General features: G+C 67.9%; 14 protein-coding genes. 1 reads left to right on the top strand and 13 read right to left on the bottom strand.

Annotated elements, in window-relative coordinates; translation table 11 throughout:
• Position 1 precedes the first annotated feature (1 nt).
• The 10 genes from HRC28_RS15160 to HRC28_RS15205 all read right to left on the bottom strand — a co-directional run bounded on the left by HRC28_RS15160 (position 2) and on the right by HRC28_RS15205 (position 10722).
• Entirely contained in the window at positions 2-1129 is a 1128-nt protein-coding gene (locus HRC28_RS15160) for an FKBP-type peptidyl-prolyl cis-trans isomerase (RefSeq protein WP_182376320.1), read from the bottom strand.
• Positions 1130-1187: 58 nt separating this feature from the next.
• Entirely contained in the window at positions 1188-2549 is a 1362-nt protein-coding gene (pafA, locus tag HRC28_RS15165) for a Pup--protein ligase (protein ID WP_182376321.1), read from the bottom strand.
• A gap of 9 nt (positions 2550-2558) precedes the next feature.
• Positions 2559-3362, bottom strand: coding sequence for a proteasome subunit alpha (prcA, locus tag HRC28_RS15170; protein ID WP_182376322.1), 804 nt, complete (start codon positions 3360-3362; stop codon positions 2559-2561).
• Between the two features lies 1 nt (position 3363).
• Entirely contained in the window at positions 3364-4233 is an 870-nt protein-coding gene (gene prcB, locus HRC28_RS15175; protein ID WP_182376323.1) for a proteasome subunit beta, read from the bottom strand.
• Between the two features lie 7 nt (positions 4234-4240).
• Entirely contained in the window at positions 4241-4438 is a 198-nt protein-coding gene (locus tag HRC28_RS15180) for a ubiquitin-like protein Pup (protein WP_182376324.1), read from the bottom strand.
• 17 nt (positions 4439-4455) lie between these two features.
• Positions 4456-5964, bottom strand: a complete 1509-nt coding sequence (dop, locus tag HRC28_RS15185) for a depupylase/deamidase Dop (RefSeq protein WP_182376325.1) — start codon at positions 5962-5964, stop codon at positions 4456-4458.
• A gap of 32 nt (positions 5965-5996) precedes the next feature.
• Positions 5997-7751: a proteasome ATPase gene (gene arc / locus HRC28_RS15190; protein ID WP_237111858.1), complete on the bottom strand. Its 1755-nt coding sequence runs from the start codon at positions 7749-7751 to the stop codon at positions 5997-5999.
• 118 nt (positions 7752-7869) lie between these two features.
• Positions 7870-8823, bottom strand: coding sequence for a tRNA (adenine-N1)-methyltransferase (locus HRC28_RS15195; protein ID WP_182376327.1), 954 nt, complete (start codon positions 8821-8823; stop codon positions 7870-7872).
• A 9-nt stretch (positions 8824-8832) separates the two neighbouring features.
• Positions 8833-9957, bottom strand: coding sequence for a site-2 protease family protein (locus HRC28_RS15200; protein WP_182376328.1), 1125 nt, complete (start codon positions 9955-9957; stop codon positions 8833-8835).
• Positions 9958-9978: 21 nt separating this feature from the next.
• Positions 9979-10722, bottom strand: coding sequence for a GTPase domain-containing protein (locus HRC28_RS15205; protein WP_182376329.1), 744 nt, complete (start codon positions 10720-10722; stop codon positions 9979-9981).
• Between the two features lie 68 nt (positions 10723-10790).
• On the opposite strand from HRC28_RS15205, the gene HRC28_RS15210 reads away from it, so the two are divergent.
• On the top strand, positions 10791-11693 hold the full coding sequence (locus tag HRC28_RS15210) for a RecB family exonuclease (protein WP_182376330.1): 903 nt from the start codon (positions 10791-10793) through the stop codon (positions 11691-11693).
• Here the strand turns inward: HRC28_RS15210 and HRC28_RS15215 are convergent.
• Genes HRC28_RS15215 through metH form a run of 3 tightly spaced genes read right to left on the bottom strand, consistent with a single transcriptional unit; the run spans position 11662 to position 16489 of the window.
• Entirely contained in the window at positions 11662-12327 is a 666-nt protein-coding gene (locus tag HRC28_RS15215) for an HAD family phosphatase (RefSeq protein WP_237111506.1), read from the bottom strand. The two genes, HRC28_RS15210 and HRC28_RS15215, sit on opposite strands and share 32 nt — an antisense overlap.
• Positions 12309-12758, bottom strand: a complete 450-nt coding sequence (locus HRC28_RS15220; RefSeq protein ID WP_182376331.1) for a hypothetical protein — start codon at positions 12756-12758, stop codon at positions 12309-12311. The genes HRC28_RS15215 and HRC28_RS15220 overlap by 19 nt, the downstream gene beginning before the upstream one ends.
• A 5-nt stretch (positions 12759-12763) precedes the next feature.
• Entirely contained in the window at positions 12764-16489 is a 3726-nt protein-coding gene (metH, locus tag HRC28_RS15225; RefSeq protein WP_237111507.1) for a methionine synthase, read from the bottom strand.
• Between the last annotated feature and the right edge of the window lie 127 nt (positions 16490-16616).

Consider the following 16616-nt stretch of genomic DNA (forward strand, 5'->3'; position numbering starts at 1 on the left):
GCTACTCCGACGCCCCGTCGGTCGGCTCGGTGGAGGCGGTGCCAGTTGCGGAACCGCTCGGGGTGGCGCTCGGCGATCCGCTCGGCGACGCCGTTTCGCTCGGCTCGGGCACGGGCTCCGGGTCGGCGACATCGAGGAGGTCGACGATGAAGTAGAGCGTGGAGTTCGCGGGGATCTCCTCGCCCTGTGCTTCCTTGCCGTAGCCCAGGCTCGGCGGGATCTGCAGCAGGACCCGGCTGCCGACCGGCAGGCCGACCAGACCCTTGGACCAGCCCTCGACGACGGAGGCGAGGTCGCCGCCAAGCGTCGCCTCGAGGCCGCGGCCGTCGGTGTAGCTCTGGTCGAAGGGCGCCTTGCCCTTCGGGATCTGGCCGAGGTAGCTCGCGAGGACCTTCTGGCCGCTCTTCACGACCGGGCCGGTGCCCTTGATGAGGGTGGCGACCTCGAGCTTGCCCGACGGTGCGGGCGCGTTCTTGAAGTCGAGGCTGGAGGGAAGTCCGTCCTTCTCGACGATGGCCGGAGCCCAGGCCGGGGCCGGCTGCTCGGCGCCCTCGGGGCCGGCGATGGCGGTGAGGTCGGCGACGTAGAGCAGGCCGTCCTCGTTGCCGATGTCGAGGCTGGCGAAGGCCGTCGCGGCCTGTGCGTTGCCGAGGTAGTCGCCGATGACGTCCTTGCTGTTGATCGTCACCGCGATCCGGCTGCCGATCTTCTGGCCCGCCTTGATGTGGTCGGCAAGGCCCGCGACGAGGACGTCGGACACGCTGGCCGGCTCCTTCTTGGCGCCGATCTTCAGCAGCGTGCCGACGGTGTAGTCGTCGTACGTGTCATAGGTGATCTTGTGCGTGTAGCCGTTGGCGAGGGTGAAGTCGACCCGCACCACGTCGTCCTTGGCGATCGCCGGGCCGTCACCCTCGGTGAGGACCTTGGTGTCGACCTTGTCGGCGTCGAGAGTGCCCTTCCAGTCGAGCTTCGGCGTGGAGCCGACGGCGCCGCTGACAGCGACCGCGTCGAGGCCCTTGAGGTCGTCGCCGTCGCCTCCGCAGGCGGTCAGCGCGAGGCTCGCCGGAAGCAGGGCGGTCAGCAGCAGGGCGGTGGGACGCGCAATCACAGGGCGCAGGCGGTCGAGCACGCGCAAACCTTACCCATTCGCCCATGGAGGAACGGCACCCCCACGGCGGGTGGCGCGCCTACATCCCGTCGATGAGTCGCTGGACCCGCTCGTCGTACGCCCGGAAGGGGTCCTTGCACAGCACCGTGCGCTGCGCCTGGTCATTCAACTTGAGGTGCACCCAGTCGACGGTGAAGTCGCGACGGCGCTCCTGGGCGCGACGGATGAACTCCCCACGAAGCCGCGCGCGGGTGTTCTGCGGCGGCACCGACTTGGCTTCGAAGATCTTCAGGTCCGTGGTGACGCGAGCGACCGAACCGCGCTTCTCGAGCAGGTAGTAGAGGCCCCTGCCACGGTGGATGTCGTGGTAGGCGAGGTCCAGTTGCGCAACGCGCGGGTGGCTCATCGGCAGACCGTGCTTGGCGCGGTAGCGATCGATGACCTTCCACTTGATGACCCAGTCGATCTCGCGGTCGACCAGACCCCAGTCGTCGGACTCCACGGCCTTCAGGCCGCGCTCCCACAGGTCCAGCGAACGTTCGATGATCGGCGTGCTGATGCCCCGGCGGTCCACGAAGTCGCGGGCCTTGGCGAGGTACTCGCCCTGGATGTCGAGTGCGCTGGCTTCGCGGCCATTGGCGAGGCGGATCTTGCGTCGTCCGGTGACGTCGTGCGAGATCTCGCGGATCGCACGGATCGGGTTCTCCATCGTGAGGTCGCGCATCACGACGCCCTCTTCGATCATCCGCAGCACCAGGTCGCAGGAGGCGACCTTGAGCATGGTGGTCGTCTCGCTCATGTTGGAGTCGCCGACGATGACGTGGAGGCGGCGGTACTTCTCCGCGTCGGCATGCGGCTCGTCGCGAGTGTTGATGATCGGACGGCTGCGGGTGGTCGCGCTGGAGACGCCCTCCCAGATGTGCTCGGCCCGCTGGCTGACCGAGTACGACGTCCCGCGAGGCGTCTGTGTGACCTTCCCGGCGCCCACGATGATCTGCCGGGTCACCAGGAACGGGATCAGGATGTCGGCGAGGCGGCTGAACTCGCCGGCGCGGCCGACGAGGTAGTTCTCGTGACAACCGTAGGAGTTGCCCGCGGAGTCGGTGTTGTTCTTGAAGAGGTAGATCTCGCCGGCGATGCCCTCGTCGTGCAACCGCTGCTCGGCGTCGAGCAGCAGTCCCTCGAGGACCCGCTCCCCCGCCTTGTCGTGCGTGACGAGCTCACCGATGTCGTCGCACTCGGGCGTGGCGTACTCCGGGTGGCTCCCCACATCGAGGTACAGCCGCGCCCCGTTGCGCAGGAACACGTTGCTGGAGCGACCCCAGCTCACGACCTTGCGGAACAGGTAGCGCGCGACCTCGTCCGGACTCAGTCGGCGTTGTCCCCGGAACGTGCAGGTGACGCCGTACTCGTTCTCGATACCGAAGATTCGGCGGTCCATGATGGAACCCTACGCGAGCGGAGGCGCCACCGGTGGCTCTTCGGGGCCGCCGTTCGTCGGAGTCTCGGAGACGTGGGCTTCGGGGGCGGCCTCGGCCGGTCCGCGGTCCCCGAGCAGTTCGGCAAGCTTCGCCGGCAGGATGCGGCGGAACTTGCGCGGCTGCGACCGGGTGCGGTCGAGGACGGCGACCTCGAGGTCCTCGACCGGGATCACCCGGTCCTGCACCTCGCCACGTTCGTCGTTCGAGTGCCCCAGGGCGGCCACGGCGACCGCCAGCGCTGCATCCAGGCTCGCGCCGTCGGTGTAGTGCTCCTTGAGGTACGCCGCCACGGTGTCGGCGTCGCCACCCATCACCGCGTAGCCGTGCTCGTCGGCGACGCGACCCTCATAGGTCAGGCGATAGATCTGGTCGTCGGCCGCGGTCTTGCCGACCTCGGCCACGAAGATCTCGACCTCGTAGGGCTTCTCGCCGCCCGAGGAGAAGATCGTGCCGAGAGTCTGGGCGTAGGCGTTGGCCAGGCCGCGCCCGGTGACGTCACGCCGGTCGTAGGCGAAGCCGCGCATGTCGGCGAGCCGGACGCCCGCGATGCGCAGGTTCTCGAACTCGTTGTAGCGGCCGACCGCCGCGAAGGCGAGCCGGTCGTACAACTCCGAGACCTTGTGCAGGGCCTTGGACGGGTTCTCGGTCACCAGCAGGACGCCGTCGGCGAACTGCACGGCGGCGAGAGAGCGGCCGCGCGCGATGCCCTTGCGGGCGAAGTCGGCACGGTCCTTCATCAACTGCTCGGGTGAGACGTAGAACGGGGTACTCATCTCAGGCCTCCTGTCCCTGGTTGCCGGCTCCGTCGCCGCCGGGCAGCGGGGCGAGCGGGCCGTCGGGGCGGGTGAAGCGGGCCGCGACGACCTCGTCGGCCAGTGCGCCGATGTCCTCCTGCGTGAGTTCCGCGGCGCCCTCGGCGGTCACCACCCAGACGATCGGGAAGATCCGGCGCGCCATGTCCGGCCCACCCGTGGCGGAGTCGTCGTCCGCGGCGTCGTACAGGGCCTGGAGGCAGACGCGGACCGTGTCGTCCTGGCTGAGGTCCTCGCGATAGAGCTTCTTGAGCGCACCGCGGGCGAACAGTGAACCGGAGCCGACGGTGAAGAACGAGGCTTCCTCGTGGCGCCCGCCGGTGACGTCGTAGCCGAAAATCCGGCCGACCTCACTGTCGAGGTCGAAGCCCGCGAACATGGGGACGACGGCCAGGCCCTGCATGGCCATCCCGAGGTTGGCGCGGATCAGCGCGGAGAGCCGGTTGGCCTTGCCGTCGAGGGAGAGGACCGTGCCCTCGATCTTCTCGTAGTGCTCGAGTTCGACCTGGAAGAGCCGGACCATCTCGACGGCCAGCCCGGCGGTGCCGGCGATGCCGACGACGGAGTACTCGTCCGCAGGGAAGACCTTCTGGATGTCGCGCTGCGCGATGACGTTGCCCATCGTGGCGCGACGGTCACCAGCCATGACGACGCCACCGGGGAAGGTCGCGGCGACGATGGTCGTGCCGTGCGGGGCGAGGTCCGCCGCCGTACCGGCTGGCAAGGAGCGTCGCGCAGGCAGCAGGTCCGGCGCGTTCACGCCGATGAAGTCGCTGAAGGAGGAGGTCCCGGGGCGCAGGAAGGCAGCCGGAATCCGTGCGTCACCAGTCATGTGCGGGTTACTCCCCGCCCTTCTGGATGAACGACTTCACGAAGTCCTCGGCGTTGGATTCGAGGACCTCGTCGATCTCGTCGAGGATCGCGTCGACGTCGTCGTCCATCGCGTCCTTGCGCTCGGCAACATCGGACTCCGCAGCGACCTCAGTGGTCTCTTCGGCGTCTTCCGACTTGCGCGGTTGCTTCTGCTCCTGGGCCATACCTCAACCCTAGCCACTTACCGGCTGAGTGCGCGGACCAATGCCTCTGCTGTTTCACACTTGTCGATCAGTTCACCGACATGTGCCTTGCTGCCGCGGAGCGGATCGATGGTTGGAACGCGCTGCAGCGACTCCCGGCCAGGCAGGTCGAAGATGACCGAATCCCACGAAGCGGCAGCGATGTCGGGCGCGTACTTCTCCAGGCACCGGCCCCGGAAGTAGGCACGCGTCTCCTCGGGCGGGTTCGTCATGGCTGCGTCCACCTCGGCATCGGTGAGCAGCCGCTGGATCCGACCGGCTTTCACGAGACGGTGGTACAGACCCTTGTCCGGACGGATGTCGGAGTACTGGAGATCGATCAACTGGAGCTTCGCGTCGTCCCAGTCGAGGCCGTCGCGGGAGCGGTACTGCTCGATCAGTTTCAACTTGGCGACCCAGTCGAGTTGGTCGGACAGCGACATCGGGTCCGTTTCGAGCCGGTTCAGCACGTCCTCCCAGCGGGCGAGGACGTCGACGGTCTGCGCGTCGGCGTCCGCGCCGTAGCGGTCCTCGACGTACTTCTTGGCGAGGTCGAGGTACTCCAGCTGGAGCTGGATGCCGGTCAGGGTGCGGCCGTCGGCCAGCGTGACCTGGTGGGCCAGAGCCGGGTCGTGGGAGACGGCGCGCAGGGCGGAGACCGGCGTCCGGACGGTGAGGTCACGGGTGATGAAGCGGTCCTCGATCATGGCCAGGACCAGCGACGTGGTGCCGACCTTGAGGTAGGTCGCGATCTCGGACAGGTTCGCGTCGCCGATGATGACGTGGAGCCGGCGGTACTTCTCCGGGTCGGCGTGCGGCTCGTCGCGGGTGTTGATGATCGGGCGCTTCAGGGTGGTCTCGAGGCCGACCTCGACCTCGAAGAAGTCGGCGCGCTGGCTGATCTGGAACCCGGTGCCGCGGCCGTCCTGGCCGATGCCCACGCGCCCGGCGCCGCAGAACACCTGGCGGCTGACGAAGAACGGCGTGAGGTGCCGGACGATGTCGGCGAACGGCGTCGAGCGCCGCATCAGGTAGTTCTCGTGGGCGCCGTACGACGCCCCCTTGTTGTCGGTGTTGTTCTTGTAGAGCGCGATCGTCGGACTGCCCGGCAACTGGTGGGCCAGGCGGGCGGCGTCGAGCATGACCTGCTCCCCCGCCTTGTCCCAGCGCACGATGTCGAGCGGGGTGATCACCTCGGGCGTGGAGTACTCGGGGTGGGCGTGGTCGACGTACAACCGCGCACCGTTGGTCAGGATCACGTTGGCGAGGCCGAGGTCCTCGTCGGTGAGCTGGGAGGGGTCGGCGATCTGGCGCGCCATGTCGAACCCGCGGGCGTCACGCAGCGGCGACTCCTCCTCGAAGTCCCACCGGGCGCGCCTGGCCCGCACCGTTGCCGAGGCATAGGCGTTCACGATCTGGGACGAGGCGACCATGGGGTTGGCCGTCGGCTGTCCCTGTACCGAGATGCCGTACTCGATCTCGGTGCCCATCACCCGACGTACGCTCATGCTTCGAGCCTACGCCGGGGACGGGACCGCAATCAGAGGTATTGCCCTGTGTCGTTCACGGTGTCGATCGAACGGCCCGGTTCCGTGCCGTGCTTGCCGGTGATGAGCGTGCGGATGAAGACGATCCGCTCGCCCTTCTTGCCGGAGATCCGCGCCCAGTCGTCGGGGTTGGTCGTGTTCGGCAGGTCCTCGTTCTCCTTGAACTCGTCGACGCACGCCTGGAGCAGGTGCGAGACCCGCAGACCCTTCTGGCTGTGGTCGATGAAGTCCTTGATCGCCATCTTCTTCGCCCGGTCGACGATGTTCTGGATCATGGCGCCGGAGTTGAAGTCCTTGAAGTAGAGGACTTCCTTGTCACCGTTCGCGTAGGTCACCTCGAGGAAGCGGTTCTCCTCGGTCTCGGTGTACATCCGCTCGACGGTGGCCCGGATCATGCCGCCGATGGTGGCCTGACGGTCGCCGCCGAACTCGGCGACGTCCTCGGCGTGCAGCGGCAACGTGGTGGTGAGGTACTTGCTGAAGATGTCGCGCGCCGACTCGGCGTCGGGACGCTCGATCTTGATCTTCACGTCGAGGCGACCGGGCCGCAGGATCGCGGGGTCGATCATGTCCTCGCGGTTGGAGGCACCGATGACCAGGACGTTCTCGAGCAGTTCCACACCGTCGATCTCGCTCAGCAACTGCGGAACGATGGTGTTCTCGACATCGGAGGAGACACCGGAACCGCGGGTGCGGAACAAGGAGTCCATCTCGTCGAAGAACACGATGACGGGCGTACCGGTGCTCGCCTTCTCCCGCGCCCGCTGGAAGACCAGACGAATGTGTCGCTCGGTCTCACCGACGTACTTGTTGAGGAGTTCGGGGCCCTTGATGTTGAGGAAGTACGACTTCCCCGAGGCACCGGTCTTCTCGGCCACCTTCTTGGCGAGCGAGTTCGCGACCGCCTTGGCGATCAGCGTCTTGCCACAGCCGGGAGGCCCGTAGAGCAGGATGCCCTTCGGGGGCTTGAGCTCGTGCTCGGCAAACAGCTCGGGATAGAGATACGGCAGCTCGACGGCGTCCTGGATCATCTCGATCTGGTTGCCGAGGCCACCGATGGAGTCATAGGAGATGTCCGGGACCTCTTCGAGGACGAGCTCCTCGACCTCGGACTTCGGAACCTTCTCGTAGACGTAGCCGGCCCGGGAGTCCAGCAACAGGGAGTCGCCGGCGCGCAGGGTCTCGTTGAACAAGGGGTCGGCCAGGCGGACGACGCGTTCCTCGTCGGCGTTCGCGATGACCAGGACCCGCTCGCCATCAGCGAGCAGTTCCTTGAACATGACGACCTCGCCGACCGTTTCGTACTCGAACGCGGCGACGACGTTCAGCGCCTCGTTGAGCATGACTTCCTGGCCACGGCGCAGGGAGTCGAGCTCGACATTCGGGCTGACGCTCACGCGCAACTTCCGACCGCCGGTGAACACGTCGACGGAGTCGTCCTCGTTGCGCTGGAGGAAGGTGCCGAAGCCCGCGGGAGGTTGGGCGAGCCGGTCGACCTCCTCCTTGAGCTTGAGAATCTGGTCCCGGGCGTCACGCAGCGTGCTGGCGAGACGCTCGTTCTGCGCGGTCACCGCAGCCAGCGAACGCTGGGTGTCGGCGAGGCGCATGTCCACGGAGCGAGCTCCGCTTCCGGGCGTGTCGAGCAGTCGCCGGCGCAGTTCGTTGATCTCGTCCTCGAGGAAACGGACCTGGTCTTCGAGCTCCTGTTGGCTCGGGGACCGGTGGCTTCCCGAAGTGCCTTCTCCCATGTTTGTCATGGCACACCTCCTGAATCCGACCCTACTCGGACCGGTGCAGCGAGGAAGTGGTTCAGGACACGTGGCACGCGACGTTTCTGTAACGGCCGTGGAACCGGTCAGTCGCCGGTCAGTCGTCGATCGGAAGTTCCGGCACCCCGGGAGGGCGCGGGCCGTCGTAGTCGGGGCCGTAGGCACCCGGTGCCGGGCGGCGCTTCTTGAGCGGGGCCCGCTCCCCCGGTGCCATCCGGCGCGCCGTGACCAAGAAGGCCGTGTGGCCGATCATCTTGTGACCGGGGCGAACGGCCAGGCCCTCGACGTGCCAGTCGCGGACCAGTGACTCCCACGGAGCCGGTTCGGTGAAGCCGCCGTGCATCCGGACGGCCTCGACGAACTTCGAGAGCTGGGTGGTCGTGGCGACGTACGCACACACGATCCCACCGGGAAGAAGGGCGTCGGCCGCGGCGTCCAGGCACTCCCAGGGGGCAAGCATGTCCAGGATGATCCGGTCGCACCGCTCCCCCGACGCCGGAAGGGCCTCGGCGAGGTCGCCGAGGGTGAGGCGCCAGGCGGGGTGCGTCTCGCCGTCGGGTGCGCCGAAGAACTGGGTGACGTTGCGGCGGGCGACGTCCGCGAACTCCTCACGGCGCTCGAACGACGACACCCGGCCGTACGGACCGACGGCGCGCAGCAGCGAGCAGGTCAGCGCACCGGATCCGACGCCGGCCTCGACCACGTGGGCGCCCGGGAAGATGTCGGCCATCGCGATGATCTGGGCCGAGTCCTTCGGGTAGACCACGGCCGCGCCACGGGGCATCGAGACGACGTACTCGGACAGCAGGGGGCGGAAGACGAGGTACTCGCCACCGACCGACGACCCGACGGTGAAGCCTTCTTCACGGCCGATCAGTTCGTCGTGTTCCAGATGGCCCTTGTTGGAGAAGAACCGCTTCCCGGCCTCGAGCGCGAAGTTGTGGCGCCGGCCCTTGCCGTCGACCAGACGGACCCATTCGCCCTCGCGAAGGGGACCGCGATGGACACCGGACCAGGCCTCCGGGGGCACGTCGGAAGTTGCGTCACTCACCGGCGCAATCTATCGCTGCACTTCCCGAGCGACGTCGGCGGCCGACAGAACGCCGTACACACTGCCGTCCTCGGCCATCAAGACGTACTCGGACGCGGGATTGTTGCGCAGCGCGGCGAGCAGTTCGGCACCGCTGACCGATGCCGGAAGGGCCCGACCACCGGCCAGGCTGCGGGCGACCGTCGAGACGGCGACCCAGGGCTTGCGGTCATCCGGCATCGCGTTGACGGCCTGCTCGTCGACCACGCCGATCGGGCGCCCGTCGGAAGTGACGGTCACGATGCTGGTCGCCCCGGCTTCCTTCGCGCGGCGTACGGCCTCGGCCAACGGGAGGTCGTCAGGGACCGAGAGGGTACGACGCGCGAGGTCACGTGGCACGACCTCGCTCAGACGCCGAACGATCTTCGCGGCGGCCAGCGACTGGCTGGCCCCCGTCCAGAGGAAGATGGCCACGATGGCGAGGATCACGGGGTTGATGAAGCTGCCGTTCAGGGCACTGAAGACGGCCCAGACCACGACCAGGACGGCCGTCACGCGGCCACCCCACGCGGCTGCGATCGTGCCGGTGTGCACCTTCCCGGTGGCGGCCCAGACGCCGGCCTTGAGGACCCGGCCGCCGTCGAGCGGCAGGCCGGGCACCAGGTTCAGGACGCCGATCATCAGGTTCGCGCCGGCGAGGCCCTCGATGACCAGCCGACCGACGCCGTCCGGCGTGACGAACCACAGGGCCAGCGCCACGACACCGACGGCGAGGGACGTGATCGGCCCGACCACCGCGATCCAGAACTCCTGGCGCGGGCGGCGGGCTTCACCGACGATGGCGGTCGCTCCCCCGAGGAAATGGAGGGTGATCGACTCGACGCGGAAGCCGAATCGCTTGGCCACGACAGCGTGGGACGCCTCGTGGAGCAGGATCGCGAGGTAGAGCGCGATCGCGAAGGCCAGCCCGACGACGTACTTCCAGCCGCCGAGTCCGGACTGCACCTGATCCACGCGCGGACCCATGATGTAGGCGATCAGGGCGGCGACCAGGAACCAGGAGTTCGCGACGAGGACGTCACTGCCCGCGATCCGCCCGATCCGGACCATGCCCCGCGGTGCGGGGGGTCGTGCAGGAACCTCGGGCTCGGCCATACTCCGAGGCTACCGGTGGGGTCAGGCGTGACCGCTCAGCTGGGCCAACCGGGTGGCCAGGGCCTCGATCAACTGTGTGCTGCGCTTGGCCGGCATCGCCGACTTGCGGTCGCCACCCTGACTGCTGACGGGCAGGACGTCGATGGAGAGCTTGGCGCCGCCGGCCAGTGCACGGAGCTCGTCGACCTTGTCGCCGAAGGGTGATCCGCTGCCCGGGGAGTAGTAGCGGACGACCTCGTCCAGGTCGTCGGCGTAGAGGTCGGCCTTGGTGACGACGATGACCAACCAGATCGGCCGATCGCGGCGTACGGCCATCGACGCGATCCGGTGCGACGTGATCGCCCAGTCCTCCAGCTCCACGGCCAGCTGGTCTTCGCGGCTCGCCACGGCCGTTCCACTGGTTCCCGCCGCGCGTCGGGGCGTGGCGTAGCCGTTGGCCACCACGTGCAGGACGCCGTCGACGGGCTCGTCGTGGAACACCTCGTCGAGTGCACCGAGCCGGGTCGCTGCGTTGTCGCCCGGCACCACGCGGAACCGGAAGCCCCGCAGACCGGAGGACCGCCGGGTCCGGCGCTCCATGACGGCGGATCCCACCTCGGCGACCACTTCGCCGGTGCTACCTGTGAGTCGATCGGTCAGCTGCGTCTTGCCGACCCCGGTCATCCCCGTGACCGCGACGATCGGGAACCGCTTACGGACGACGTGACCAATCCGTTCCGGGGTGGACGCGATGCGCCGCCGGAGGCTTTCGGGGGATCGACTCATGACGCCAGCCTATGTGTCAGGCGAACCGCGCCCGTGGGGTGTCGGAGGTCTCACCTAGGGTCGGACGCATGACCACGCAACCAGCACCGACCGGCCTCGAGCCGGCGGACCCGTCCGAACGCGGCGGCACGCGCGTCGACGGCGTCGACGTGCTCGGTGCGCTGTCGCCGTCGCGGGTGGGCGACTTCCTGTCGTGTCCGCTGCTCTATCGATTCCGCACGATCGACCGGTTGCCCGAGCCGCCGTCGCCCGCCGCCGTGCGCGGCACGGTGATCCACACCGTCCTGGAGCGACTGTTCGACCTGCCTGCTGCGGAGCGCACTCCGGTGCAGGCCGAGTCGATGCTGGCGCCGGCGTGGGCCGACCTCCAGGAAGCCGAGCCCGCGGTCACCTCGATGTTCCCGGTCGACGGACCCGAGATCGCCGAGTGGCTGGTGTCGTGCCGCGAGACGCTGGTGAAGTACTTCGACCTCGAGGACCCGACGGTCCTGGAGCCGGCCGAGCGCGAGTTGTACGTCGAGTCGCTGACGGACACGAAGCTGCTGCTGCGTGGTGTGGTTGACCGGGTCGACATTGCGCCCGACGGCGCAATTCGCGTGGTCGACTACAAGACCGGCCCATCGCCGAGCGAGATGTTCGAGGGCAAGGCCCTCTTCCAGCTCAAGTTCTATGGTCTGGTCCTATGGCGGATGCGCGGTGTCATCCCGAAGATGCTGCAACTGGTCTACCTCGGCAACAGCGAGGTGCTGCGTTACGAACCCGACGAGCAAGACCTGCTCGCGACCGAGCGCAAGGTCCAGGCGGTGTGGCAGGCGATCCAGTTGGCCACCGAGAAGCGCGAGTTCGAGTCACGCCCCGGGTACGGCTGCCGCTGGTGTGCGCACCAGTCGCTCTGCCCGTCGTACGACGGCACGCCTCCGCCGTTCCCGACACTTCCCCTCACAGCAGTGAGCTCAACGCCTCCGGCGTGAGTCCGTCGAGGGTTTCCAGTAACGTCCGACCGGAGCCTTCGGGAACCGGCACATGGTTCGGGACGACGAGCACGCGGCAGCCGGCTGCCTCGGCCGACCGTGCGCCGGTCGGTGAGTCCTCGATCGCGATGCAGTCCGCAGGGTCAACCCCGAGCGCGGCCGCTGCCGTGAGGTAGGCCTCCGGGTGGGGCTTGCCCTGACTGACCATGTCGCCGGTGACGATCACCCGGAAGGTCTCCGGCGGCAGGTGCTCGAGGATCGGCGCCACGAACCGCTGGTACGACATCGTCACCAGTCCGCAGGGCACCCCGGCGTCACGCAGCGCGAGCAGCAGTTCCCGGGCGCCGTCGCACCACGGCACGGCGTGGCGGACCTGCTCGACGACCCCGTCGAGCAGCATCTCCACCACTTCCTCGGCCGTTTGCTCCAGGCCGAGCTTCGCCTTGATGTACTCCCCCGACACGAGCAGGTCGTTGCCGACCAACTGCATCGCGTCCTCGTGGGTCCAGGTCCCGCCGTGCTTCTCGGCGATCTCCGACTCCGTGGCCATCCAGTACGGCTCGGTGTCGACGAGGGTGCCGTCCATGTCCCACAGGACGGCGGCCGGCAGGCCCTTCACTGATTCGGGTCGCATCGGGTCTCCAGCGCGGAGGCGTACACCGGGGACATCGCCGGGGAGCCGCCGTCAGCCGGAAGGTCCCGGGCGCCCGCCCATCGGTGGCAGTCCAGCCGAGCCTGGGCAGCATGCACCTCGCGCAGAGCAGGGTCTTCGATCCGAGGGATGCCCGCAGCCTTGAGCACCATGTCGTAGCCATCTCCGACCATGCCGCTGTCCTTGCTCACGACGAGGGCCGTGAGTGCAGGAAGCCCTTCGCGGCTGCACCGCTGGACCAGGAGTTCGAGGACAGGCCCGATCCAGGTCTGGACACCCTCCCTGGTCGTGACGCCGGTGCGTTCCTGGATCTGACGGCCGAGCTCGCTGTCGTCGATGACCGAGTGATAGTGCCCGGCCTGGCTGACGAGGATTTCGTACGCCGCCTGCGCCCAACGATCCCTGTTGCTCAAGCGGCTCAGTCCTCCGGGTTGTAGCCGAGGTTGGGGCCGAGCCAGCGCTCGGCTTCCTTGAGCGTCCAGCCCTTGCGGGTGGCGTAGTCGGCGACCTGGTCCTGGGCGAGGCGGCCCACGACGAAGTACTGCGACTGCGGGTGGGAGAAGTACCAACCGCTGACCGCGGCACCGGGCCACATCGCCATCGACTCGGTGAGCTCAATGCCGGTGTTGGTGGTGACGTCGAGCAGGTCCCACAGGGTCTGCTTCTCGGTGTGCTCCGGGCAGGCGGGGTAGCCGGGCGCGGGGCGGATGCCGACGTACTTCTCGCCGATCAGGGCCTCGTTGGAGAGCTCCTCGTCGGGCTGGTAGCCCCAGAACTCCTTGCGTACCCGCTCGTGCATCCGCTCCGCGAAGGCTTCCGCGAGACGGTCGGCGAGGGACTCCAGCAGGATGGCGCTGTAGTCGTCGAGGGCTTCCTTGAACTCCATGATCTTGGCCTGGCTGCCCAGCCCCGCCGTCACGGCGAATGCACCGACGTAGTCGTCGAGGCCGGTCGACCTGGGCGCGACGAAGTCGCCGAGCGACCGGTTCGGGATGCCCTCGCGGTGCTCGCCCTGCTGGCGCAGGTTGCGGAGCACCTGGATGACCTGGGTGCGCTCCTCGTCGGCGTACACCTCGACGTCGTCACCGACGGCGTTGGCCGGGAAGAAGCCGATGACGCCGTTGGCGGTCAGCCACTTCTCCTTGATCAGCCGGTCGAGCATGTCCTGGCCGTCGTCGTACAACCGGCGAGCAGCCTCGCCCGACGCCGGGTTGTTGAGGATGTCGGGGAACTTGCCCTTCATCTCCCAGGCGTTGAAGAACGGCTGCCAGTCGATGTATTCGCGCAGTTCGGAGATGTCGTAGTCGTTGAAGACGCGGACACCCTGCTGCTGCGGGACGGGCGGGACGTAGCCCTCCCACTCGATCGGGGTCCGGTTGACCCGGGCCTTCTCGAGCGTGACGGTCGGCCGCTCGTGCTTCTGGGCGTGCCGTTCGCGCAGGCTGGCGTAGTCCTTCTCGGTCGCCTCGAGCAGCGCAGGGCGCTGCTTGTCGTCGAGCAGGGCAGCGGCGACCGGGACGGAACGTGACGCGTCCTTCACCCAGACCACCGGGCCGGTACGACGAGGCGACACCTTGACCGCGGTGTGGGCGCGCGACGTGGTCGCTCCGCCGATCAGCAGCGGGATCTCGAGGCCCTGGCGCTCCATCTCGACGGCGAAGTTGACCATCTCGTCGAGCGAGGGCGTGATCAGGCCGGAGAGCCCGATGATATCCGCGTTGTGCTCCTTGGCGGCGTCCAGGATCTTCTGGGCAGGCACCATCACACCGAGGTCGATCACGGTGTAGTTGTTGCACTGCAGCACGACGCCGACGATGTTCTTGCCGATGTCGTGGACGTCGCCCTTCACGGTCGCCATCACGATGGTGCCGTTGGTCGTCTCGACGTCGCCGGGCTGCTTCTCCGCCTCGATGAACGGCAGCAGGTAGGCGACGGCCTTCTTCATGACCCGGGCCGACTTCACGACCTGGGGCAGGAACATCTTGCCGGCACCGAACAGGTCACCGACGACGTTCATGCCGTCCATCAGCGGACCTTCGATGACCTCGATCGGACGACCTCCGGCCGCGGAGATCTCGGCGCGAAGTTCCTCGGTGTCGGCCTCGACGTCCGCGTCGATGCCCTTCACCAGGGCGTGCGTGATCCGCTCGCGGACGGGCAGGCTGCGCCACTCGGCGGCGGCCGCTTCCTCCTTGGGGTCACCGGAGTTGTTGAAGCGCTCGGCAATCTCCAGCAGGCGCTCGGCAGCGTCCTCGCGGCGGTTCAGGACGACGTCCTCGATCCGCTCGCGGAGCTCCGGGTCGATCGAGTCGTACGGCACGAGGGCGCCGGCGTTCACGATGCCCATGTCCAGGCCCGCCTTGATGGCGTGGAACAGGAAGACCGCGTGGATGGCTTCGCGGACCGGGTTGTTGCCCCGGAACGAGAAGGAGACGTTCGAGATGCCACCGGAGATGTGGACGCCCGGCAGGTTCTCCTTGATCCAGGCGCACGCCTCGATGAAGTCGATCCCGTACGTCGCGTGCTCCTCGATGCCCGTGGCCAGCGCGAAGCAGTTCGGGTCGAAAATGATGTCCTCGGCCGGGAAGCCAACCTCTTCGGTCAGGATCCGGTAGGCGCGACCACAGATCTCCTTGCGGCGCTCCAGGTTGTCGGCCTGGCCCTGCTCGTCGAAGGCCATCACGACGACCGCGGCGCCGTACTTCCGGCACAGTCGGGCCTCGCGGACGAACTTCTCCTCGCCCTCCTTCATGGAGATCGAGTTGACGATCGGCTTGCCCTGGACGTTCTTCAGGCCGGCCTCGATGACCTCCCACTTGGAGGAGTCGATCATCACGGGGACGCGGCTGATGTCGGGCTCGGCTGCGATCAGCTTCGTGAACCGGTCCATCGCGGCGACGCCGTCGATCATGCCTTCGTCCATGTTGATGTCGATGACCTGCGCACCGACCTCGACCTGCTGGAGCGCAACCGACAGGGCCGTGTCGTAGTCCTCGGCCTTGATCAGGTTGCGGAAACGGGCGGAGCCGGTGATGTTGGTGCGCTCACCGATGTTGACGAACAGCGAGTCCTCGGTGATGTTCAGCGGCTCCAGCCCGGACAGCCGGGTCGCGACGTCGATCGTCGGGAGGACGCGGGGGGTCTTGCCTTCGACGACCCTGGCGATCTCGGCGATGTGCGCGGGCGTCGTGCCACAGCAACCACCGACCAGGTTCACGAGACCAGCGGAGGCGAACTCCTCGATGTAGCCGGCCTGGCGCTCGGGCGACTCGTCGTACTCACCGAAGGCGTTCGGCAGGCCGGCGTTCGGGTAGCTCGACACGAAGGTGTCGGCGATCCGCGAGATCTCGGCCATGTACGGCCTCATCTCGGGGGCACCGAGGGCACAGTTCAGGCCGATCGCGAGCGGCTTGGCGTGCCGCATGGCGTTCCAGAAGGCCTCGGTGACCTGGCCCGAGAGCGTCCGGCCAGAGGCGTCGGTGATGGTGCCCGAGATGACGACGGGCCAGCGGCGGCCACGCTCCTCGAAGAGCGTCTCGACCGCGAAGATCGCGGCCTTGGCGTTGAGCGAGTCGAAGATCGTCTCGATGAAGATGAGGTCGGAGCCGCCGTCGACGAGACCGTTGGCAGCCTCGAGGTACGCCGCCACGAGCTGGTCGTAGGAGACGTTGCGGGCGCCGGGGTCGTTGACGTCCGGGGAGATCGACGCCGTACGCGTCGTCGGTCCGAGGGCGCCGGCGACATAGCGCGGCTTCTCCGGCGTGCTCAGCTTGTCGCACTCGACCCGGGCCAGTGCGGCGCCGGCGTAGTTGAGCTCGTAGGCGAGGTCGGCCATGTCGTAGTCGGCGAGGGAGACCGCGTTGGCGTTGAACGTGTTGGTCTCGAGGATGTCCGCGCCGGCCTCGAGGTACTCGCGGTGAATGCCCGCGATGATCTGCGGCTGGGTGATCGTCAACAGGTCGTTGTTGCCCTGGACGTCGCTGGGCCAGTCCTTGAACCGCTCGCCGCGGTAGCCGGCCTCGTCGGGCCGGTCCCGCTGGATCGCCGTGCCCATGGCGCCGTCGATGACCAGGATCCGCTCGCCGAGCGCGCGCGTGAGCTCATCGGTGCAATCGGGGCGGATGTTCTGCTCCCAGGCGTCCACGTACATTCCTTCCATGACGGAAGGCGTCCTTGCTCTGGCCGAGCGTGGCGGACCAGACCTGGTGATCTGCATCCGTTGCAACGCCTCTCGACTTCTGTGAATGCTACCGGGAACCGGGCACTAGGCT

Source organism: Nocardioides sp. WS12 (assembly GCF_014108865.1).
In the GTDB taxonomy this organism is placed as follows: domain Bacteria; phylum Actinomycetota; class Actinomycetes; order Propionibacteriales; family Nocardioidaceae; genus Nocardioides.

Coding starts and splice junctions, on each gene's coding strand:
- dop (WP_182376325.1), bottom strand. CDS start 5,964: ATGAGCGTACGTCGGGTGATGGGCACCGAGATCGAGTACGGCATCTCG.
- arc (WP_237111858.1), bottom strand. CDS start 7,751: ATGGGAGAAGGCACTTCGGGAAGCCACCGGTCCCCGAGCCAACAGGAG.
- prcB (WP_182376323.1), bottom strand. CDS start 4,233: ATGACTGGTGACGCACGGATTCCGGCTGCCTTCCTGCGCCCCGGGACC.
- HRC28_RS15200 (WP_182376328.1), bottom strand. CDS start 9,957: ATGGCCGAGCCCGAGGTTCCTGCACGACCCCCCGCACCGCGGGGCATG.
- pafA (WP_182376321.1), bottom strand. CDS start 2,549: ATGGACCGCCGAATCTTCGGTATCGAGAACGAGTACGGCGTCACCTGC.
- prcA (WP_182376322.1), bottom strand. CDS start 3,362: ATGAGTACCCCGTTCTACGTCTCACCCGAGCAGTTGATGAAGGACCGT.
- HRC28_RS15210 (WP_182376330.1), top strand. CDS start 10,791: ATGACCACGCAACCAGCACCGACCGGCCTCGAGCCGGCGGACCCGTCC.
- HRC28_RS15215 (WP_237111506.1), bottom strand. CDS start 12,327: ATGCGACCCGAATCAGTGAAGGGCCTGCCGGCCGCCGTCCTGTGGGAC.
- HRC28_RS15180 (WP_182376324.1), bottom strand. CDS start 4,438: ATGGCCCAGGAGCAGAAGCAACCGCGCAAGTCGGAAGACGCCGAAGAG.
- HRC28_RS15205 (WP_182376329.1), bottom strand. CDS start 10,722: ATGAGTCGATCCCCCGAAAGCCTCCGGCGGCGCATCGCGTCCACCCCG.